This is a genomic window from Phenylobacterium sp. (genome assembly GCF_036563385.1).
Classification (GTDB): Bacteria; Pseudomonadota; Alphaproteobacteria; order Caulobacterales; family Caulobacteraceae; genus Phenylobacterium.
Genome location: NZ_DATCML010000011.1, coordinates 567,148 through 586,454, shown reverse-complemented (window position 1 = coordinate 586,454; position 19,307 = coordinate 567,148). Strand labels below are relative to the sequence as shown.

Sequence of the window (19,307 nt, the reverse complement as noted above, 5' to 3'; positions counted from 1 at the left end):
CATGACCATCAAAGTCGGCGACAGGCTGCCGGACGCCACCCTCACCCAGGCGACCGCCGAAGGGCCCCGTCCGGTGTCGACCAAGGACGTCTTCGGCGGCAAGAAGGTGGCGCTGTTCGCGGTGCCGGGCGCCTTCACCCCCACCTGTTCGGCCAAGCACCTGCCGGGCTTCAAGCAGCTGTCGTCCGACATCAAGGGCAAGGGCGTCGACACCATCGCCTGCGTGTCCGTGAACGACGCCTTCGTCATGCGCGCCTGGGCCGAGGACCAGGCGGTGGGCGAGGACATCGTGATGCTGGCCGACGGCGGCGGCGAGTTCACCCGGGCGCTCGGCCTCGACTTCGACGCCTCGAAGTTCGGCATGGGCGTGCGCTCGCAGCGCTACTCGATGATCGTCGAGGACGGCGTGGTGAAGGAACTGAACGTCGAGCAGCCCGGCGAATTCAAGATCTCCTCGGCGGACTACCTGCTCGCCCAGCTCTAGACCAAGGCCGCGCTTGCCGTGCGGCCGCCCACCCCATCTTCCGCGCACGCGCGTGTCGCCCATCGGGCGGCGCGCCCAAGCATCATGAGGAAGGGGTGGGGCCTTGCTGAGCTCCCTTAGCCGGCGCGCCGCCGCCGGTCTCTGCGCCGTCGCCAGCCTGGCGGCCTTCGCCAGCACCGCGGACGCCGCCATGCGCCGCCCGCGGCCGCAGACCGACGAGTACCGCAAGAGCTGGGGGCTCGAGGCCATCGGCGCGCAGGCGGCCTATCGCGCCGGCCTGTCCGGACGCGGCGTGACGGTGGCGCTGGTCGACTGCGGCGTGGTCGCGGCGCAGCGGGAGGTCCGGCGAAACGTGAAGGTCTCGCGTGACGTGGTGGCCGGGCGGGCAGGTCCGCCGGTCGAGCGGCACGGCGCCTACGTGGCCGGGCCCCTGGCCTCGGCGCTGAACGGCGCCGGGATGGTAGGGGTGGCGTACAACGCCCATGTGGTCTCCATCCGCGCCGACTTCGACGGCGGGCAGAACGGCGAATGCGCATTCCGCCCCAGCGACCTGGCCGCGGCGCTGGATCAGGCGGTGGCCGAGAAGGCGCGGATCGTCGTCATGCCCCTGCAAGGCCGCAAGCCTTTGGGCGAGGCGTTCGAGGCCGCTCTGCGGCGCACGGTCGACAGCGGTGCGGTGGTGGTCATCGCCGCCGGCAACCGCAAGGGCGACGAGCCCACCTGGCCGGCCCGCTACGCCGCCGACCCGCGGTTCGCCGGCTCGATCGTGGTGGCCGGCGCCTCCAGCTACTATGGCGACCTGACGCCCTGGTCGAACCGCGCGGGCGCGGCCAGCCCCTGGTTCGTGGCCGCGCCGGGGGAGTGGGTGCTCACCGACTGCACGCGCAAGTGCAAGCTGGTGTCGGGGACCTCGTTCTCGACGGCCTACGTCGCCGGCTCGCTCGCGCTGATGATGGAGGCGCATCCGCAGCTAAGCGGCCGCCAGGCGGCCGAGCGGGTGCTGGTTTCCGCCCGCGACCTCGGCCCGCCGGGCGTGGACCCGATCTATGGCCGCGGCGTCCTTGACCTTGGCCGCGCCTTCGCCACGGCGGACTGAGGAAAGGGCCTGCTGAGGAACCGCGAGCCGGCCTCGCCGAAACGCCAGGGGACATCCACCGCCTTGGTGATCCCGATCCGCGGGCCGGCGACGACGCCCGAGGCCTGGCCCGGGCGCAACTCGAAGGGCGCTTCGTCCAGCGGCAGGCCGTCGTGCTCGCGCGTGATCCCCAGCGCCTGACAGAGCTTGCCCGGGCCGGAGCAGAGCGCGCGAGGCTCGGCGAGCCCGCGGCGGTCGCGCATCGCGTCGAGGCCCTGCGTCGGCTCGATGGCGCGGATCAGCACGGCGCTGCCGGGGCTCTCGCCGCAGACGAAGTTCAGGCACCAGTGGATGCCGTAGGAGCGGTAGACGTAGGCGCGGCCCACCTGGCCGAACATCACCGCGTTGCGCGGGGTGGGACCCGAGAAGCTGTGCGAGGCCGGGTCCTCGTGGTGGTAGGCCTCGGTCTCGACGATCCGCCCGCCGACGCCGCCGACCAGCAGCTCCCAGCCGATCAGCATCTGCGCCGCTTCCGCAGGATGTCTTCGCCACACGTCGGCTTGACGGGCGGAATTTCGAAGCGGCGGAATGTCGGGAGAAGAAGAGACCATTGGGAGGATGCTGGCATGCCGTACGTCGAGGGCCAAACCATCCACGACGCCGACAGTCACGTGATGGAGCTGCCAGGCACGATCAATCGGTACCTGGACCCGAAGTTCCGCGCCGCCTTCGTCGAGAAGACCGGACGCAAGGACGTGCTGCCTGAATGGTTCGCCAACGCCGCTGCGCGGCAGGAGGATCCGGAGTTCCGGGCGGGCGCCGAGGCCAACATCCTGCTGCGCAAGAACTACGAGGCGCTGGGCGCCTTCCGGGCCGACGACCGGCCGCGCACCCTGGATTACCTGGGCTTCGCCAGCCAGCTGGTGTTCACCACCGCCTGCCTGTCGAACTTCGGCCTGGAGCAGATGGGGGAGGTTGAGCTCGCCCTGGAAGCTGCGCGCGCCCACAACCGGATGATGACCGAGTTCTGCTCGGTGGACCGCCGCCTGCTGGCGACCGGCTATGTGCCCCTGATCGACCGGGCGCGCGCGCCGCAGATCGCGAGGGAGGCCATCGACCTGGGCGCCAAGGCGCTGGTGGTCCCGTCGCGGCATCCGCCGGGCTTCTCCCCGAGCCACGTGGAGCTGGACCCGCTCTGGGCGCTGGCCGAGGAGGCGGGGCTGCCGATCCTCTTCCACGTCGGCGGCGAGGAGAAGATGAGCCGGGACTACCTGGAAAACGGCCTCCCCTATGTGAAGGACTTCCACGGGGGCGACGAGAACTTCACGTCGCTCACCTTCATGGCCATCCCGCTGAGCGCCTGGCAGACCCTGTCGGCCTTGGTGATCGACGGGGTGTTCGACCGCTTCCCGCGGCTGAAGTGGGGCGCGATCGAGCTGGGGGCCTCCTGGCTGCCCAGCCTGATGAAGTTCCTGGACTCCGGTACGGCCGCGTTCGGCCGCGAGGAGCGGCTGAAGAAGCTGTCGGCGCGTCCGTCCGAGATCCTGCGGCGGCAGCTGCGGGTCACGCCCTATCCGCACGAGGACGTGCGCTGGATCATCGACAACGCCGGCGAGGAGACCGTGCTGTTCTCCTCCGACTTCCCGCACGTGGAGGGCGGCCGCAACCCGCTGAAGCGGTTCAATGAGAGCCTGGACGGGGTGAGCGAGCGGGCGAAGCGGGCCTTCTATCGGGACAACTTCATCGACCTGATGGGCAAGGGGCTGGACCCGGCGCTGCACGACCTGCCGGAGCTGGCGGCCGCCTGATTGGCCTTCGCCCTCGACCACGTCTGGATCGCGACCGCCGAGCGGGATGTGGCCCTGGCGGCGTTGAGCGCGGTCACGGGGCGGCCGGTGCTGGACGGGTGGACGCCCGGCGGCGAGGTCCGTTCGCGCGGGGTGCGGTTCGGCAACGGCGCCTTCCTGGACGTGCACGGCGAGGCCTCGGGCTTCGGGGCGAGCCTGCTGCTGCGCGGGTCCCTCGACGCCGCGGAGGCGCTGGCGGCGGCGCACGGCTGGTCGGTCGTACGCGCGCCCAGGGAAGACGCGCCCGAGGCGTACCGGCCGCCGTGGTCGATCTTGGCGTTCCGCCGGCGGCAGGGCGCGCTCTCGCACCTGGCGGTGATCGCCTACGAAGCCGAGGTCACCCAGGCGGGTGCGGAGTACGCCGTGCCGCTCTATACGCCGGCTCCGGGCGTGGGGCCGACGCTGTCCCGGGTCTGGGTCGGCGGAGACGGGGCCGAGGCGCTGGCCGCATTCGGCTGCCCCGGCCTGGAGGTCGGCGAGACCGACGGGGTGTCACGGATCGAGATCGCCGGAGCCGCCGGGCCGGCGATCCGCATCGGTGAGGTCGAGGTGGTCTTCGCGCCCTAGCCGGTGAGGGCTTCGGCGGCTTCGGGGGCGGCCGGGCCGGAAAGGGCGCGGACCACCACCTCGAGCAACTCCTCCACCTGGATGGGCTTGGAGGCGTGATCGGTGAAGCCGAGGTCGAGGTAGCGCTGGCGGCCGCCGGACGTGACGTCGGCCGTCAGGGCGATCACCGGGGCGTGGCGGTTTGGCCCGTCCTGGGCGCGGAGTTCCTGCAGGGTCTCGATGCCGGTCATGCCCGGCATCTGGATGTCCATGAGGACGAGGTCGAAGGCCTGGTGGGCCATCAGGTCGAGGGCCTCGCGGCCGGAGGCGGCGCGGACCACGTCATGCCCGAAGCTGCCGAGCAGCTGGCCGATGACTTGGAGGTTCACCGGGTTGTCGTCAACCGCAAGGACGCTGAGCGCGTCGGAGGGCGCCGGGGCCTCGGCGTCGTGCTCGGGCTGGCGGGGCCGGGCGGCGATCTCGATCGGAAGTTCGACGATGAAGGTGGAGCCCTTGCCGAGGCGGCTCTCGACCGAGATGCGGCCGCCCATGAGCTCCGTGAGCTGACGAGCGATGGCGAGGCCGAGGCCGGTGCCGCCGAACCGGCGGGCCTCGGAGGCGTCAGCCTGGGTGAAGCGGTCGAAGAGGGTGGCGAGCTTGTCCTGCGGGATGCCCGAACCGGTGTCGCGCACGGCGATCCGCAGCCGAACGGACCCCGGGCCGCAGCTCTCCGCGCTCACCAGCACGTCCACCGAGCCTCGCTCGGTGAACTTCAGGGCGTTGCCCATGAGGTTGAAGAGCACCTGGCGCAGGCGCAGGGCGTCCATCTGCACGAACTCGGGGAGGCCCTCCTGCACCTGCAGGCCGAGGCGGACGCCCTTCTCCTGGGCGCGTCCGCCCCAGAACCCCACCAGACGGTCGAGGAAGAGCTGCAGGTCCTCCACGCCGTGGACGATCTCCATGTGGCCGGCGTCGATCTTGGAGATGTCCAGGACATCGTTGAGGATGCCCATCAGGTACTTGCCGCTGTCGATCAGGGTGTCGATCCGCTGGGCCTGGCGGGGATCGGTCTCGTCGCGCTTGAGCAGCTGGGCCATGCCGAGCACGCCGTTCATGGGCGTGCGGATCTCGTGGGACATGGTGGCCAGGAAGGCGGAGGCGGCGCGCTGGGCGCGGCGGGCCTCGTCGCGGGCGGCGGCGAGGTCGTTCATCATGGCGATGTTGGTGGTGAAGGCCGCGTGCCAAGCGCGGATCGCCCGCGAGGTGCCCAGCGAGATCAGCATCATCATGACGGCGAGGGAGGCCAGGCTGGCCAGCACGCCGGCGGCCGGCCAGCCGGAGAGGTGGCCCAGCACGAGGCCGCTGGCCGCCGCGAGGGCCGGGGCGGCGAACGACCAGAACATCAGGCGCGACAGGGCGCCCGCCGAAATCGCGATGGCCGCCATGGCGCAGAACTGCAGGCCGAAGAACAGCAGCTCGGCGTCGCCGCCGGTCCGCGCGACCGCATAGACCGGCGCCATGTAGACGGCCACGCGCAAGGCGCTGAGCGCCCCGATACGGCGGAAGCCCACGGCCTCGGGCGTCCGGGGCGCCTCGGCGATCCACCAGCGCAGCACCGCCTGCAGCCCGGTGTCGAAGGCGCAGGCGCTGAGGAACATGACGCCGGCCGCGCCCGGGTGGCCGAGCGCCCACATGGCGCCCGCCGACAAGGCGTTGAAGGCGTAGTGCGCCCAGACCGGCAGCACCAGGCCGGCGAGCGTCAGCTGGTACCCGTTGGGCGCCACAGAATGGCTGTCGCCGCCGGCGACCGGCGGTTGGGTCATGACCCGTCTTGGCATTGCATCCCCCGAAGGCGGCGGACCCTAGGGGGAAAAGGTAAAGCTTAGGAGAACAAGGGTCGTGCAGGCCCGGCGGTCAGCCGGCCAGCGCCTCCGGGCTGACGTGCTCCAGGTCGCCAGCCCCCTCGCAGACGCTGTCGGCCAGGCCCGGGGCGCCGGCCAGCACCTGGGCGGCGTAGAAGCGGGCCAGCGCCGGCTTGGACTGCAGCCAGGGATCCGATGCGCCGGCCGCGGCCAGCGCCTGGCGCCCCAGGAACCAGCCGCCGATCACGTCGCCGGCCAGCTTGAGGTAGGGCGTCGAGGCGGCCTGGGCGGCCGTGCCGCCGTTGGCCAGCACCCACTCGGTGGCGCGCTCCAGGGCCCCCACGCCGGCGGCCAGACGCCGGCCGACGGCGGCGAGCTCGGCGGTGTCGGCGAGGGTCTGGGCGGTGACCTGCATCTCGGCGCAGAGCTCGCGCATCACGGCGCCGCCGGCCATCGGGACCTTGCGGCCGACCAGGTCCAGCGCCTGGACGCCGTTCGTGCCCTCGTAGATCGGGGCGATCCGGGCGTCGCGGTAGTGCTGGGCCGCGCCGGTCTCTTCGATGAAGCCCATGCCGCCGTGCACCTGGACGCCCAGGGAGGCGACCTCGACGCCGACGTCGGTGGACCAGGCCTTGGCGATAGGAGTGAGCAGCTCCTGGCGGGCGCGTGCGGCGGCGCGCTCCTCCTCGGTGTCGGCCAGGCGGGCGATGTCGGCCAGCACGCCGGTGGTCAGGCAGATGCCCCGGGCCGCCTCGATCTTGGCCTTGGAAAGGGTGAGCATGCGCCGCACGTCGGGGTGGCCCCAGATGGCGCCGTCCGCGGCCCAGGCGGCGCGACCCTGGCGGCGCTCCTGGCTGAAGGCGAGCGCCTGCTGGAAGGCCCGCTCGGCGATGGCCACGCCCTGGACGCCGACTTGCAGGCGGGCGGCGTTCATCATGACGAACATGTGGGCGAGGCCCTGGTTGGGTTCGCCGACCAGCTCGGCCTTCGCGCCCTCGTAGAGCATCACGCAGGTGGGCGAGCCGTGGATGCCCAGCTTGTGCTCGATGGACGCGGGCCGGAAATCGTTGCGAGCGCCGAGGTTCCCCTCGTCGTCGAGCAGGTGCTTGGAGGTTAGGAAGAGGCTGATGCCCTTCACGCCGGGAGGGGCGTCGGGCAGGCGGGCGAGCACCAGGTGGCAGATGTTGTCGGTGGCGTCGTGGTCGCCCCAGGTGATGAAGATCTTCTGGCCGTACAGGCGGTAGCCGCCGTCCCCGTCGGGCTCCGCGCGGGCGCTGAGGGCGGCGAGGTCGGTGCCGGCCTGCGGCTCCGTCAGGACCATGGCGCCGGTCCACTCGCCGGAGACGAGTTTCGGCAGGACGAGGCGCTTCTGCTTCTCCGTGCCGTGCAGCGTGAGCGCCTCGACGGCGGCCTGGGTCAGCATCGGGCAGAGGCCAAAGGCCATGTTGGCCGCGTGGACCATCTCGAAGACGGCGAGCTCCATGGCCTTGGGCAAGCCCTGGCCGCCGAACTGCGGATCGGCGGCGAGCGAGTTCCAGCCCTGCTCCGCGAACTGGCGGTAGGCCTCGGCGAAGCCTGGCGCGGCGCGAACCACGCCGTTCTCGATCTTCGCGCCGTCCAGGTCGCCGCGGCGGTTCAGCGGCGCCAGCACGTCGGTGGTGAAGCCGCCGGCGGCCTCGAGGACGGCTGAGATGGTGTCGGCGTCCAGCTCGGGGAAGGCGCGCTTCACCAGGGCGTCATGGCCGACGGTGGACAGGGCGAAGGCGAGGTCGCGGACCGGCGCGCGGAAGGTCATGGGGCAAGCTCCAACTGCCGCCGCTGTTTAGGCCAAGGAACCCGGCGGTCAAAGGTGGACCGTAGGAACCGGGGCGCCGCTTGAGGCTTCTCGCGCCGGGGCCGGCGGCGACGGGCCGCGCGGTCCAAAGAGGGATTGCCCATGTCCGAAGACCTTCGCCCGCTCGCCGTGGTGACCGGAGCCTCCGCCGGCATCGGCTACGAGCTCGCCAAGCACGCCATCGAACACCACGGCTTCGACGTGATCATCGCCGCCGACCGGCCCGAGATCGTGGAGGCCGCCCAGGCCTTTCGCGCCATGGGCGCGAATGTCGACCACATCCAGGTGGACCTCTCCACCCGCGAGGGCGTGGACAGGCTCGTGGAGCTGGTGGGCGACCGGCCGGTGGACGCCCTGCTGGCCAACGCGGGCCACGGGCTGGGCCACGCCTTCCTCGAGCAGCCGGTCGAGGACTGGATGCACGTGATCGACACCAACATCACCGGGACCATCTACCTGGTGCAGCGGCTCGCCCCGCGGATGGTGGAGCGCGGCCAGGGCCGGATCCTGTTCACCGGCTCGATCGCCGGCTTCATGCCCGGGACCTTCCAGGCGGTCTACAATGGCACCAAGGCCTTCATCGACAGCTTCTCCTTCGCGCTCAGGAACGAGCTGAAGGACACCGGGGTGACGGTGACCTGCCTGATGCCGGGGCCGACCGACACCGACTTCTTTGAACGCGCCGGCATGGAGGACACCAAGGTCGGCACCGACAAGAAGGACGATCCGGCGATGGTCGCCAAGGTCGGCTTCCACGCCATGATGCGCGGCGAGGGCGACGTGGTCGCGGGCTTCAAGAACAAGGTGCAGGCCACCATGGCGGCGGTGACGCCGCAGACGGGCCTGGCCGAGATGCACCGCGGCATGGCCGAGCCGGGCTCCGGCCAGAAGTAGGCGACCCACGACAAGGCGCGGGCGCCGGTGTAACCAGCGCCCGTGGCCGAGGGCGCAGCACAGAACGGGACCGAGATCGCCGCGGCGGCGGGCGCCCTGCGCGCCGGACGGCTGGTGATCCTCCCCACCGAGACCGTCTACGGCCTGGCCGCGGACGCGGCGAACGCGCGCGCGGTCGCCGCGGTCTACGTGGCCAAGGGGCGGCCGAGCTTCAACCCGCTGATCGCCCACGTGGCGGACCTGGCGGCCGCGCAGCGTGTGGCCCGGTTCGACGACCGGGCGCTGGCGCTCGCGGAACAGTTCTGGCCGGGGCCGCTCACTCTGGTGCTGCCGGTGGCGGACGGGACGGCCGTCTCGGACCTGGCCCGCGCGGGGCTGGACACGGTGGCGGTGCGGGTTCCGGCCCACCCGACGGCGCGCGGCCTGCTGGCGGCGTTCGGCGGACCCGTGGTGGCGCCCTCCGCAAACCGCTCGGGTCGCCCCAGCCCGACGACGTTCCAGGACGCTGTCGAGGAGACCGGCGCGGCGGCGGGCGCGGCGCTGGACGGCGGGGCCTGCGCGGTCGGCCTGGAGAGCACCGTGGTGGCGCTGCTCGACCAGCCGCGGCTGCTGCGGCCGGGGGCGGTGACCCGCGCCGAGCTGGAGGCGGTGGTCGGGCCGCTGTCCGAGGCCGAGGCCGACGCGAAGCGCTCGCCCGGGCGCCTCGCGCGGCACTATGCGCCGAAGTCGCCGGTGCGGCTGGAGGCGGTCTCGCCGCGCCCGGGAGAGGCCTGGCTGTCGTTCGGGCCGGGGGGGCGGGGCCGCTGGAACCTGTCGCCGACCGGCGACCTGGCCGAGGCGGCGGCCAACCTGTTCGCCTACCTGCGCGCCGCCGACCGGACCGAGCCGGCGGCCATCGCCGTGGCGCCGATCCCGGAGGAGGGTCTGGGCGAAGCGATCAACGACCGCCTCCGCCGGGCGGCGGGGTTCGTGGGGTAGCGCCACGGTCGTCATCCCCGGCCTTGTGCCGGGGACCCATGAACACGAACACATCGAGGAATAAGCGCGGCGGCGCCGCTCGGGGCCAGCGGTGCCACGGAGATCATGGGTGGCCGGGACAAGCCCGGCCATGACGATCGGGGGAGGGGTTCGGTGGCGGCGGGGAGGAGCTATACTCCCCCCATGACCGCGCCTGTGCCCGCCGATGTCCTGTCCCGCCTGAAGGCCGTGCTGGGGGAAGGGGGCTGGAGCACGGATCCGGAGCGGATCGGGCCCAAGCTGGTGGAATGGCGGGACCGGTGGGTTGGGGCGACGCCGTTCCTGGCGCTGCCCCGGACCACGGCGGACGTGGCGGCGGTGGTGGGCGTCTGTTTCGAGGCGGGCGTGCCGATCACGCCGCAGGGCGGCAACACCGGCCTGGTGGGCGGACAGATCCCGCAGGGCGAGATCCTGCTGTCCACCGAGCGGCTGAACCGCATCCGCGACCTGGACGCCATCGACGATGTGCTCGTGGCCGAGGCCGGGGTGACCCTGTCGGCGGTGCACGAGGCGGCGGCCGGGGCGAACCGCCGGTTTCCGCTGGGGCTGGCTTCGGAGGGCTCAGCCACGGTGGGCGGTTTCGTCTCGACCAATGCCGGCGGCACCCAGGTGCTGCGCTATGGCATGGCGCGCGCCCTGGTGCTGGGGCTGGAGGCGGTGCTGCCGAACGGCGAGGTCTGGGACGGGCTGAAGCGGCTGCGCAAGGACAACACCGGCTATGACCTGAAGCAGCTGCTGATCGGGGCCGAGGGCACGCTGGGGGTGGTCACCGCGGCGGCGCTGAAGCTGCACCCGGTGATGGCCAGCCGGGCCGTGGCGATGATCGGGGTCGGTTCGCCGGAAGACGCCCTGCAGCTGCTGGCGCGCGCCCGGGAGGAGACGGGCGGGGCGGTGGAGGCCTTCGAGCTGATGGCGCGGATCGGCATCGACTTCGCCCTGCGCAACATCGCGGGCACGCGCGACCCGCTGGCCGAGGTCCACCCCTGGTACGTGCTGGCCGAGTTCGCCTCGGGCGAGCCGGGCTCGGCCGAGGCGGCCATGGAGCGGTTCCTGACCGCGGGCGTGGAGGCCGGGCTGGTGCGCGACGCGGCGGTGGCCCAGTCCGACGCCCAGGCCAAGGCCCTGTGGGCGATCCGTGAGAACCAGTCGCCGGCGCAAAAGCCCGAGGGTGCGACCTGGAAGCACGACGTCGCCGTGCCGGTGAGCCAGGTGGCGGCGTTCCTGGCGGAGGCGACCGCGGCCATGCAGGCGTTCGCGCCCGGCAGCCGGATCGCGGCCTTCGGCCACGTGGGCGATGGCAACATCCACTACGACGTGCTGCGCCCGGACGGCGGCGCGGACGCCGAGCACGCCGCCAAGCGGGACGCCGGCAGCCGGATCGTCCATGACATCGTCGCCAGGCTCGGCGGCTCGATCAGCGCCGAACACGGCCTGGGGGCGATGAAGACCGCCGAGGCGGAGCGCTACAAGAGCCCGGTGGAGGTGGCGGCCATGCGGGCCATCCGCCAGGCGCTGGACCCCAAGCGGATCATGAACCCGCGGGTGTTGTTCTAAGATCCCCTCTTCCGCCGGCGCAGCCCGGAAGGGAGAGGGAATTTGCGCCTTGGCGGCTACCGCGGAGCCGCCTAAGAGGCCGGCGATGCTGATCGTCCTTTCCCCGGCCAAGTCGCTCGATTTCAGCGCCGGACCGGACTTCGCGCCGCTGACGGCGCCGCAGCTGACGGACGACACGACAGAGCTGGCCAAGGCCACGAAGAAGCTGCGGGTCCAGGACCTGAAGCGGCTGATGAGCCTGTCGGACAGCCTGGCCAAGCTGAACCGCGAGCGGTTCCAGGCCTTCGACCCGGCCTCGGAGGAGGGGCTGCAGGCCGCCTTCGCCTTCAACGGGGACGTCTACACAGGGCTGCAGGCCCGCACGCTGGACCGCAAGGGCCTGGCGTGGGCGCAGGAACACGTGCGGATCCTGTCGGGGCTCTACGGCCTGCTCCGGCCGATGGACGCCATCCAGCCGTACCGCCTGGAGATGGGGACCCGCTTGAAGACCAAGCGCGGCGCCAGCCTCTACGACTTCTGGGGCGGGCGGATCGCCGAGGCGCTGAACGCGGACGCCATGGGCCACAGGGACAAGACGCTCGTGAACTGTGCAAGCGGCGAGTACTTCGGCGCGGTGGACCGGGCGGCCTTGACGCTGCCGGTGCTGAACTGCCGTTTCCTGGAAGAGAAGGACGGCGAAGCGCGGATCATCTCGTTCTACGCCAAGCGGGCGCGCGGGATGCTGGCCAGGTTCGCCATCGACAACCGGATCGCCCGGCGGGAGGACCTGAAGGGGTTCGACGTGGCCGGCTATCGTTTCGTGCCCGAGCTTTCGAGCGAGGACGAGTTCACCTTCGCCCGGCCGCAGCCGCCGCCGGCCGGCGCAGCCAAGGACGCCTGACCCATGCCGCAACCCTACAACCTCGAGGGCCAGGCGGCCGTCGTCACCGGCTCGACCAGCGGCATCGGCCAGGCCATGGCCCAGGCCCTGGCGGCTCAGGGCGTGAACGTGATCCTGAACGGCTTCGGCGACCCGGCGCAGATCGAGGCGGACCGGCGGCGGATCGAGGCCGAGACGGGCGTGAAGGTGGCCTACCACGGCGCAGACATGACCAAGCCGACCGAGATCGAGGACCTGGTGGACATGGCGCGCCGGGAGTTCGGCCGCCTCGACATCCTGGTGAACAACGCGGGCATCCAGCACGTGGCGCCGGTGGACGAGTTCCCGCCGGAGAAGTGGGACGCGATCATCGCCATCAACCTGTCGAGCGCCTTCCACGCCACACGGGCGGCCCTGCCGCTGATGAAGGCGGCCGGGCGCGGGCGGATCGTCAACCTGGCGTCGGCGCACGGCCTGGTCGCCTCGCCGTTCAAGTCGGCGTATGTGGCCGCCAAGCACGGGGTGGTGGGCTTCACCAAGTCGGTGGCCCTGGAGGTGGCGCGCCAGGGGATCACCGTGAACGCCATCTGCCCGGGCTATGTGAAGACGCCGCTGGTGGAGGCGCAGATCGGCGACCAGGCCAAGGCGCGGGGCATCGCGCCGGAGCGTGTGGTGGAGGAGGTGATCCTGGCCGCCCAGCCGAACAAGGCGTTCATCGACTATGGGCAGCTGGCGGGGCTGCTGCTGTACCTGTGCTCGGACATGGGCGGCGGGACGACCGGCGCCGCCTACACGGTGGACGGCGGCTGGACGGCGGCTTGACGGTCAGCCGGAAAGCAGCCCTCCTGCCTCCAACAACTGTTTGAAAACGAGGGAGGCATGCCATGGCGTTCAAGCCGTTCGACCTGACGGGCAAGGTGGCGCTGGTCACCGGCGGGAACGGGGGGATCGGGCTCGGCATGGCCGAGGGCCTGGCGGCGGCGGGCGCCACGGTGGCCATCTGGGGCCAGAACCCCGAGAAGAACGCCAAGGCTGAAGCGGCGCTGACGGCGCACGGCGGCCAGGTGCTGGTGCAGAAGGTGGACGTGGGCGACGAGGCCGCGGTGGTGGCCGCCGTGGCCGAGGTGGTCGAGCGCTTCGGTCGGCTGGACTTCTGCGCCGCCAACGCGGGGATCGGCGGCGGGGCGCCGTTCGAGGAGATGACCACGGAGAAGTGGCGCCGGGTGACCACGGTGAACCTGGACGCGGTGTTCTGGACCTTCCGCGAGGCTGTGAAGCCGATGATCGCCCGCGCCAAGGCGGGCGAGCCGGGGGGCTCGCTGGTGGTCACCTCGTCCACCTCAGCGATCCACGGCGCGCCGCGCAACCAGGCCTACGCGTCGACCAAGGGCGGGGTGCTGGCCATGGTCCGTGGCCTGGCGGTGGAATACGCCCGCTACGGGATCCGGGCGAACTCGATCCTGCCGGGCTGGATCGCCACCGACATGACCGCCGGCCTGCAGGCCTGGGACACCTTCAACGAGAAGGCTATCGGCCGGGTGCCGATGCGGCGCTGGGGCGAGGGCGAGGACTTTTCGGGCATCGCGGTCTACCTGGCGTCCGAGGCTTCCCGCTTCCACACCGGCGACAGCTTCGTCATCGACGGCGGGTATACGATCTTCTGATCTCTCTCCTCTCCCGCGAAGCGGGAGAGGGCAGGGTGAGGGGCGGCTCGTACAGAGGGGTCGCGCCGGATGGGAGGTCGAGGGCCCTCGGGCCGGCATCCGGAGTGGTGGCGAGGTCCCAGCCGGCCCTCACCCTACCCTCTCCCCGTGCCGGGGGAGAGGAGAGTTACCTCGGGTCAGGGTTTCCAGCGTCAGGCGGCGGCGCCATCCTGACCGGGACGTCAAATCCGGAGGAACGCCATGGCCCTGCATACCAAGCTCTGCGACCTGCTGGGCGTGCAGCATCCGGTGATGCTGGCGGGCATGGGCGGGGTCTCCTACGCCGAACTGGTGGCGGCGGTGTCGAACGCCGGCGGCTATGGCGTGCTGGGCATGGCCGGGCGCGGCCCCGACTTCATCCGCGAGCAGATGCGGCAGGTCCGGAAGCTCACCGACAAGCCGTTCGGCGTCGACCTGCTGGCGGCGAGCCCCGACAGCCTGACGGCCTCCGTGGACGTAATCATCGGCGAGGGGGCCTCGTCGTTCGTCGCCGGGCTGGGCGTGCCCATGCCGATCCTCGAGAAGCTGAAGACCGCAGGCCTCAAGGTGATGGTGGTCTGCGGGGCGGTGAAGCATGCCGTAAAGGCCGAGCAGGCCGGCTGCGACGCGGTGATCTGCCAGGGCGGCGAGGGCGGCGGGCACACGGGCCTGGTGGGCACCATGCCTCTGGTGGCCCAAGCGGTGGACGCGGTGAAGGTCCCGGTGGTTGCGGCGGGCGGCATCTATGACGGCCGCGGCCTGGCGGCGGCGCTCAGCCTCGGGGCCGTCGGCGTCTGGATGGGCACCCGGTTCATCGCCTCGCAGGAGGCGCACGCGGGCGAGCTCTACCGGCAGACCATCGTCGAGGCCACCGACGAGGATACGGTGCGCACCCGCTGCTACTCGGGCAAGCCGATGCGGGTGAAGAAGAACCCCTATGTCGAGGACTGGGAAAGCCGGCCGGGCGACATCCAGGCCTTCCCGATGCAAGCGATGGTCTCGCACCAGGCTGGGGTGATGGGCGGCATCGGCGGCCAGATCGAGGGGCTGGACGCCGACCGCTCCTGCTTCGCCATGGGCCAGTCGGCGGGCGGGGTCCACGAGGTGCTGCCGGCCGGCGAGATCGTGCGGCGAATCCTCGCCGAGGCGGAGACCGCGCTGGACGCGGTGGCGGCGCTCCGGACGCGGACGCCGCAGCCGGCCTAGGGCGCGATCGCCAGATAGCCCGGCGGGTCCTTGAGGAAGGCGCCGAAGTCGGCCAGGCAGGCCCGCCACGCGGCCACCTGGGTGAGCATCTCCTGGCGGGTGTCGCCGGCGAACAGCAGGGTGGAATAGAGCACGTGCGGCTTGCCGGCCCGGTCCTGGGTCAGGCGGCAGGTGAGCGAGCTCTGGTTGAAGCCGTTGAGCTGGGCGAGCGTCGGGGAGCTGCGCTCGGCCACCGCTTCGAACTGCACGGCGCTGCAGGCGCGGCCCTGAGGGCTGCAGCCGGCGAACTGGGCGGTGAAGCCGCCGGCGGGGGAGGTGACCTTCAGCAGCACGCCGTCGCCTTCGCGCCGGTCGGTCACGGCTTTGGCGTCCACCGAGGCGAGCAGGTCGATCAGGCTTGCCGGGTCGCGGGCGTCGAACGGGCCGGCGGGCGCGGCCTTGGCGGGCGCGGTCTTTGGCGGCGTGGCCTTGGGGGCGGCGGCCTTGGCGGGGGCGGGCCTGGCGGAAGGCGCCTGGGCCGCAGCCGGGGCGGCGAAGGCCAGGGCGAGGAGCAGGGCGGTGAGGGCGCGCGGCATCATGCCGAGCTATCAGACCTGCGACCTGGGCGCGAGCATGGCGGCCGCGTCAGGCCGCCGTCTGGCCCGCCGGGACCTGTTCGGCTACTCTGCGGCCGATCTGCACTGGAGTTCCTGGATGCGCGCTGTCGTCGTGGCCCTCGGTCTGGCCGCCCTCTCCCTTCCCGCCCTGGCGCTCGCCCAGGCCCAGCCGGCGGAGCCGGCCCAGCCCGCCCCGCAGGCGGCGCCCTCGGCCCGCGAGCGGATGGAAGCCGACAAGCTGCGCCCGGGGCGCGGCCAGCTCGAGAGCTATGTGGGCGAGAAGAAGGGCTCCGGCGTCGGCGGCGACGACAAGCGCAAGTGGGAAAGCACGCGCGACAAGATCGACGCGGCGCTCGCCCAGGGCGACTGCGCCGGCGCCCGCAAGATCGCCACCAACGAAGGGCTGCACGACCTCGCCGCCCAGATCCGCCGGGCCTGCAAGAAGAGCTAGGCCCGGCTCCACCAGAGACGGAGGTTCAGTTCGATGCGCGTACTCGTTGCTCTCGTCGGTCTCGGCCTCCTAGCGGCGCCCGGCCTCGCCAACGGCCAGACGGCGCCTGCCCCCCCCGACCGTGACCCCGCCGGCTGCCGCGTCGGGGCTTCGGTGGGTTGCCCCTCGCTGCGCGCAGGCGCCGATCCTCAGATGCAGTTCGCCAGCGTCCGGCGCCGGCAGGCCTGGGAGGCGCTGAAGGCGAAGGTCGATCCCGCCCTGGCCGCCGGCCGCTGCGACGAGGCCCGGGCCATCCTGGTGGACGAAGGCCGGCACGAGCTTGCCGACAAGGTCGAAAAGGCCTGCAAGGCCCGCAGCTGAGTCCAGCAGCAGCTCTCGATTTCCGTATCGTGCAGCTCTGACCGCCGATAGTCTCTTCGAAGACTTCGGAGGGATCCCATGGAACTGGCTGTCGCGCTCGTCTTCCTGGCGCTCGCGGTGATCGTGGCGCTGAGCGCCATCAAGATCGTGCCGCAGGGGCGCGAATACACGGTGGAGCGGTTCGGCCGCTACACCCGCACCCTGAAGCCTGGGATCAGCTTCCTGACGCCGTTCGTCGAGAGTGTGGGCCGCAAGGTCAACATGATGGAGCAGGTCCTGGACGTGCCGCGCCAGGAGGTGATCACCAAGGACAATGCGGTGGTCCAGGTGGACGGCATCGTCTTCATCCAGGTGATGGACGCCGCCGCCGCCGCCTACCGGGTGGACAACCTGAACTACGCCATCGCCCAGCTGGCCATGACCAACCTGCGCACGGTGGTGGGCTCCATGGAGCTGGACGAGGTGCTGTCGCAGCGCGACCAGATCAACTCGCGCCTGCTGAACGTGATCGACGACGCCACCAGCCCCTGGGGCGTGAAGGCGGCGCGGATCGAGATCAAGGACCTGCAGCCGCCGCCGGACATCACCAACGCCATGGCGCGGCAGATGAAGGCCGAGCGCGAACGGCGGGCGGTGATCACCGAGGCCGACGGCGAGAAGTCCGCCGCCATCGCGCGTGCGGAGGGCGCCAAGCAGGCCGCCATCCTGGAGGCCGAGGGCCGGCGCGAGGCGGCGTTCCGAGACGCGGAGGCCCGCGAACGGGAGGCGGAGGCCGAGGCCAAGGCCACCGAGCTGGTCTCCAACGCCATCGCCCGTGGCGACGTGAACGCGATCAACTACTTCGTGGCCCAGAAGTATGTGGAGGCCTTCTCGCGGCTGGCCGACAGCCCGCAGCAGAAGACCGTCATCGTGCCGGCCGAGATGGGGGCGCTGGTGGGCTCGATCGCCGGCATCGGCGAGCTGGTGAAGACGGTGCAGGCCGACGGCCCGACCCCGCCGCCGCGCCCGCGCGCCGGCCGCGCCGCCGCCGTGCCGCCCACGGGAGGCTGAACCATGGACGGGGCGATCGAACTCTACTCCGCCCACCCGTTCTGGGCCTGGGCGGCGGTGGGCGCCGCGATCCTGGCGGTGGAGATCCTCACCGGCAGCGGCTGGCTGCTCTGGGCGGCCGCCTCGGCGGCGGCGGTGGGATTGGCGAGCCTGGCCGACCTGTCGCTGTCCGCCGCCTTGCTGCTCTACGCCGGCCTGACCATCGTCTCGACGCTCGCGGCGCGCCGCTACCTGCCGCGGCGGATCCTGGGACCCGACGGGGACATCAACGACAACGTCGGGCGCCTCGTCGGCCACCGCGGCGAGGCCGTCGCCGCCTTCGAGAACCGGTCCGGCCGGGTTTCGATCGACGGGAAGGAGTGGGCGGCCGAGCTCGAGGGCGGCGAGCGGCTCAGGGCGGGCGCGCGGGTGGAGGTCGTGGGCGTGGACGGCGCCCGGCTGAAGGTGCGCGAAGCCGAGGCTTCGCCGTAACGCAGGTCTGCGGCCGGACCCGGGACAAGGCCGGCGAGGGTCTCTTAAGCCGTTGGAAGAACGCCACACTTCGGCCGGCATCGCGGCTCATCTTGACCCTTTAGGAGACGTGGCGCTTATGTGCGCGCCGCAAGGAAACACCCTGGAGAGAAACCCGAGATGAGGTCCAAGGCATTCGGACTGGCCGCGGCGCTGGTCGCCGCCGTGCTGGTCCCCGCGGCCGCCCTGTCGCAGGCCAAGAAGGGCGGCGGCGAGATCAGCGAAGCCCAGCGCAAGCAGGGCATGGCCGAAGCGCCGGCCCTCGTTCAGACCCTGGGCCTCGCCTGCAACGTCACCGACGCGCGGTTCGTCGGGAAGCAGGAAGACAAGAAGGCCAAGACCTCCACCAGCTTCTACGAAGTGGCCTGCCAGCAGGGCATGGGCTTCGTGGTGCAGGCCCCGGCCGGCGGCGCGCCGACCGCCTTCACCTGCATCGAGGCGAACACGGTCCCCGAGGGCGGCAAGGAAGCCGCGCTGCCCTGCAAGCTGCCGGCCAACAGCGACCCGAAGTCGGTGCTGACGCCGATGATCCAGAAGGCCGGCGCGGCCTGCACCCCCGAGCGGGTGCGCGGCATCGGCCAGGGCAAGACCCAGACCTTCATCGAGGTCGCCTGCCAGGGCGGCGAGGGCTATGTGGTCATCGCCTCCGCGCCGTTCGACCCGGCCAAGCCGGCCACGGCGCAGAACTGCCTGAACTTCGATGACGCCAACGGCAACATCAAGTGCACCCTGACCGACGCGGCGACGCGCCTGGCGGTGGTCGACACCTACGCCAAGACGAACCAGTGCGCCGTGAAGGATCGCCGTTTCGTCGGCACCTCGAAGGACGGCGCCAACTTCTTCGAAGCCTCCTGCCAGGACGGCAAGGGCTACATCTACAAGGTCGTCAACGGCCAGGTCGCCCAGAACTGGGACTGCGGCAAGGCCCAGGGCGTGCTCGGCGGTTGCACCCTGACCGACGCCCGTCAGGCGCAGAGCGAACAGGCCGGCCTCTACACCCGCCTGGCCAAGTCCGCCGGCGGCAACTGCGACGTCGAGAAGTACGCCCTGTTCCCGATGCGCGGGCAGGAAGAGGTCGTGGAACTGGTCTGCAAGGGCGGCGCCGGCGGCGTCGGCATCTTCCCGGCCAACGGCAAGGGGCAGTTCCTCGACTGCGGCCGCGCCCTGGTGGCCGGCTATAAGTGCGGCCTCTCGGCCAAGGTCGACTACTCGGCCCTGACCGCCGACCTGAAGAAGAACAACGTCCAGTCCTGCGTGGTCTCGAACTCGCGCCTGATGGCCAAGACGCAGAAGGGCACCACCCTGGTGGAAGTCGCCTGCGCCGACGGCCTGAAGGGCTATGTGCTCGAGTACAACACCACCCCGACCGTGAGCGCGATCGGCGCGACCGGCTGCGCCTTCTCCGGCGGCTGCAAGCTGCCGGGCAACACCTAGACGCAGGCGAGAGCCTGAACGAACGAGGCCCGCGGGGTGACCCGCG

At 71.7% G+C, this 19,307-nt stretch carries 20 protein-coding genes; 16 read left to right on the top strand and 4 right to left on the bottom strand.

Annotated elements, in window-relative coordinates; translation table 11 throughout:
* Nucleotide 1: 1 nt before the first annotated feature.
* Both VIL67_RS11070 and VIL67_RS11065 read left to right on the top strand, forming a co-directional pair.
* Entirely contained in the window at nucleotides 2-484 is a 483-nt protein-coding gene (locus tag VIL67_RS11070; protein ID WP_332048942.1) for a peroxiredoxin, read from the top strand.
* Between the two features lie 103 nt (nucleotides 485-587).
* Nucleotides 588-1,580 carry a S8 family peptidase gene (locus tag VIL67_RS11065; RefSeq protein ID WP_332048941.1) on the top strand — a complete coding sequence of 331 codons (993 nt, stop codon included), beginning with the start codon at nucleotides 588-590 and terminating at the stop codon, nucleotides 1,578-1,580.
* On the opposite strand, the gene VIL67_RS11060 is transcribed toward VIL67_RS11065, so the two are convergent.
* A complete protein-coding gene (locus VIL67_RS11060) occupies nucleotides 1,529-2,080 on the bottom strand; it encodes a DNA-3-methyladenine glycosylase (RefSeq protein ID WP_332048940.1) in 552 nt (183 codons plus the stop codon). The two genes, VIL67_RS11065 and VIL67_RS11060, sit on opposite strands and share 52 nt — an antisense overlap.
* 105 nt (nucleotides 2,081-2,185) lie before the next feature.
* On the opposite strand from VIL67_RS11060, the gene VIL67_RS11055 reads away from it, so the two are divergent.
* Both VIL67_RS11055 and VIL67_RS11050 read left to right on the top strand, forming a co-directional pair.
* Complete coding sequence (locus VIL67_RS11055) at nucleotides 2,186-3,367, top strand: amidohydrolase family protein (protein ID WP_332048939.1); 1,182 nt, start codon at nucleotides 2,186-2,188, stop codon at nucleotides 3,365-3,367.
* Complete coding sequence (locus VIL67_RS11050; protein ID WP_332048938.1) at nucleotides 3,368-3,973, top strand: hypothetical protein; 606 nt, start codon at nucleotides 3,368-3,370, stop codon at nucleotides 3,971-3,973.
* On the opposite strand, the gene VIL67_RS11045 is transcribed toward VIL67_RS11050, so the two are convergent.
* Entirely contained in the window at nucleotides 3,970-5,775 is a 1,806-nt protein-coding gene (locus tag VIL67_RS11045) for an ATP-binding protein (protein ID WP_332048937.1), read from the bottom strand. The two genes, VIL67_RS11050 and VIL67_RS11045, sit on opposite strands and share 4 nt — an antisense overlap.
* Nucleotides 5,776-5,866: 91 nt before the next feature.
* Complete coding sequence (locus tag VIL67_RS11040) at nucleotides 5,867-7,609, bottom strand: acyl-CoA dehydrogenase family protein (protein WP_332048936.1); 1,743 nt, start codon at nucleotides 7,607-7,609, stop codon at nucleotides 5,867-5,869.
* A gap of 141 nt (nucleotides 7,610-7,750) precedes the next feature.
* Between VIL67_RS11040 and VIL67_RS11035 the strand changes: the two genes are divergently transcribed.
* The 7 genes from VIL67_RS11035 (at nucleotide 7,751) to VIL67_RS11005 (ending at nucleotide 14,860) form a co-directional block, all read left to right on the top strand.
* Entirely contained in the window at nucleotides 7,751-8,542 is a 792-nt protein-coding gene (locus VIL67_RS11035; RefSeq protein WP_332048935.1) for an SDR family NAD(P)-dependent oxidoreductase, read from the top strand.
* 42 nt (nucleotides 8,543-8,584) lie between these two features.
* Nucleotides 8,585-9,520, top strand: a complete 936-nt coding sequence (locus VIL67_RS11030) for an L-threonylcarbamoyladenylate synthase (RefSeq protein WP_332048934.1) — start codon at nucleotides 8,585-8,587, stop codon at nucleotides 9,518-9,520.
* A 183-nt stretch (nucleotides 9,521-9,703) separates the two neighbouring features.
* Entirely contained in the window at nucleotides 9,704-11,113 is a 1,410-nt protein-coding gene (locus VIL67_RS11025) for an FAD-binding oxidoreductase (protein ID WP_332048933.1), read from the top strand.
* 85 nt (nucleotides 11,114-11,198) lie between these two features.
* Nucleotides 11,199-11,993, top strand: a complete 795-nt coding sequence (yaaA, locus tag VIL67_RS11020) for a peroxide stress protein YaaA (RefSeq protein ID WP_332048932.1) — start codon at nucleotides 11,199-11,201, stop codon at nucleotides 11,991-11,993.
* Nucleotides 11,994-11,996: 3 nt separating this feature from the next.
* Nucleotides 11,997-12,794 (top strand): 3-hydroxybutyrate dehydrogenase, encoded by a 798-nt coding sequence (locus VIL67_RS11015; protein WP_332048931.1) that lies wholly within the window; start codon nucleotides 11,997-11,999, stop codon nucleotides 12,792-12,794.
* Nucleotides 12,795-12,856: 62 nt separating this feature from the next.
* Nucleotides 12,857-13,636 (top strand): SDR family NAD(P)-dependent oxidoreductase, encoded by a 780-nt coding sequence (locus tag VIL67_RS11010; protein WP_332048930.1) that lies wholly within the window; start codon nucleotides 12,857-12,859, stop codon nucleotides 13,634-13,636.
* Nucleotides 13,637-13,876: 240 nt separating this feature from the next.
* Nucleotides 13,877-14,860 (top strand): NAD(P)H-dependent flavin oxidoreductase, encoded by a 984-nt coding sequence (locus VIL67_RS11005; RefSeq protein ID WP_332048929.1) that lies wholly within the window; start codon nucleotides 13,877-13,879, stop codon nucleotides 14,858-14,860.
* Here the strand turns inward: VIL67_RS11005 and VIL67_RS11000 are convergent.
* A complete protein-coding gene (locus tag VIL67_RS11000) occupies nucleotides 14,857-15,438 on the bottom strand; it encodes a YbjN domain-containing protein (protein WP_332048928.1) in 582 nt (193 codons plus the stop codon). The two genes, VIL67_RS11005 and VIL67_RS11000, sit on opposite strands and share 4 nt — an antisense overlap.
* Between VIL67_RS11000 and VIL67_RS10995 the strand changes: the two genes are divergently transcribed.
* The 5 genes from VIL67_RS10995 (at nucleotide 15,437) to VIL67_RS10975 (ending at nucleotide 19,261) form a co-directional block, all read left to right on the top strand.
* Nucleotides 15,437-15,907, top strand: a complete 471-nt coding sequence (locus VIL67_RS10995) for a hypothetical protein (protein WP_332048927.1) — start codon at nucleotides 15,437-15,439, stop codon at nucleotides 15,905-15,907. The genes VIL67_RS11000 and VIL67_RS10995 overlap by 2 nt on opposite strands.
* Before the next feature lie 33 nt (nucleotides 15,908-15,940).
* Nucleotides 15,941-16,267 carry a hypothetical protein gene (locus VIL67_RS10990; protein ID WP_332048926.1) on the top strand — a complete coding sequence of 109 codons (327 nt, stop codon included), beginning with the start codon at nucleotides 15,941-15,943 and terminating at the stop codon, nucleotides 16,265-16,267.
* A gap of 78 nt (nucleotides 16,268-16,345) precedes the next feature.
* Nucleotides 16,346-17,317, top strand: coding sequence for an SPFH domain-containing protein (locus VIL67_RS10985; RefSeq protein ID WP_332048925.1), 972 nt, complete (start codon nucleotides 16,346-16,348; stop codon nucleotides 17,315-17,317).
* Between the two features lie 3 nt (nucleotides 17,318-17,320).
* A complete protein-coding gene (locus tag VIL67_RS10980; protein WP_332048924.1) occupies nucleotides 17,321-17,788 on the top strand; it encodes an NfeD family protein in 468 nt (155 codons plus the stop codon).
* A 159-nt stretch (nucleotides 17,789-17,947) separates the two neighbouring features.
* Entirely contained in the window at nucleotides 17,948-19,261 is a 1,314-nt protein-coding gene (locus tag VIL67_RS10975) for a hypothetical protein (RefSeq protein WP_332048923.1), read from the top strand.
* Nucleotides 19,262-19,307: the final 46 nt, after the last annotated feature.

Bases quoted from the DNA above. Each gene is read 5' to 3' on its own strand.
- VIL67_RS10985 (WP_332048925.1), top strand. From the start codon at position 16,346: ATGGAACTGGCTGTCGCGCTCGTCTTCCTGGCGCTCGCGGTGATCGTG.
- VIL67_RS11070 (WP_332048942.1), top strand. From the start codon at position 2: ATGACCATCAAAGTCGGCGACAGGCTGCCGGACGCCACCCTCACCCAG.
- VIL67_RS11035 (WP_332048935.1), top strand. From the start codon at position 7,751: ATGTCCGAAGACCTTCGCCCGCTCGCCGTGGTGACCGGAGCCTCCGCC.
- VIL67_RS10980 (WP_332048924.1), top strand. From the start codon at position 17,321: ATGGACGGGGCGATCGAACTCTACTCCGCCCACCCGTTCTGGGCCTGG.
- VIL67_RS11000 (WP_332048928.1), bottom strand. From the start codon at position 15,438: ATGATGCCGCGCGCCCTCACCGCCCTGCTCCTCGCCCTGGCCTTCGCC.
- VIL67_RS11040 (WP_332048936.1), bottom strand. From the start codon at position 7,609: ATGACCTTCCGCGCGCCGGTCCGCGACCTCGCCTTCGCCCTGTCCACC.
- VIL67_RS10990 (WP_332048926.1), top strand. From the start codon at position 15,941: ATGCGCGTACTCGTTGCTCTCGTCGGTCTCGGCCTCCTAGCGGCGCCC.
- VIL67_RS11055 (WP_332048939.1), top strand. From the start codon at position 2,186: ATGCCGTACGTCGAGGGCCAAACCATCCACGACGCCGACAGTCACGTG.
- VIL67_RS11025 (WP_332048933.1), top strand. From the start codon at position 9,704: ATGACCGCGCCTGTGCCCGCCGATGTCCTGTCCCGCCTGAAGGCCGTG.
- VIL67_RS10975 (WP_332048923.1), top strand. From the start codon at position 17,948: ATGAGGTCCAAGGCATTCGGACTGGCCGCGGCGCTGGTCGCCGCCGTG.
- VIL67_RS11010 (WP_332048930.1), top strand. From the start codon at position 12,857: ATGGCGTTCAAGCCGTTCGACCTGACGGGCAAGGTGGCGCTGGTCACC.
- VIL67_RS10995 (WP_332048927.1), top strand. From the start codon at position 15,437: ATGCCGAGCTATCAGACCTGCGACCTGGGCGCGAGCATGGCGGCCGCG.
- VIL67_RS11060 (WP_332048940.1), bottom strand. From the start codon at position 2,080: ATGCTGATCGGCTGGGAGCTGCTGGTCGGCGGCGTCGGCGGGCGGATC.
- VIL67_RS11015 (WP_332048931.1), top strand. From the start codon at position 11,997: ATGCCGCAACCCTACAACCTCGAGGGCCAGGCGGCCGTCGTCACCGGC.
- VIL67_RS11045 (WP_332048937.1), bottom strand. From the start codon at position 5,775: ATGACCCAACCGCCGGTCGCCGGCGGCGACAGCCATTCTGTGGCGCCC.
- VIL67_RS11005 (WP_332048929.1), top strand. From the start codon at position 13,877: ATGGCCCTGCATACCAAGCTCTGCGACCTGCTGGGCGTGCAGCATCCG.
- yaaA (WP_332048932.1), top strand. From the start codon at position 11,199: ATGCTGATCGTCCTTTCCCCGGCCAAGTCGCTCGATTTCAGCGCCGGA.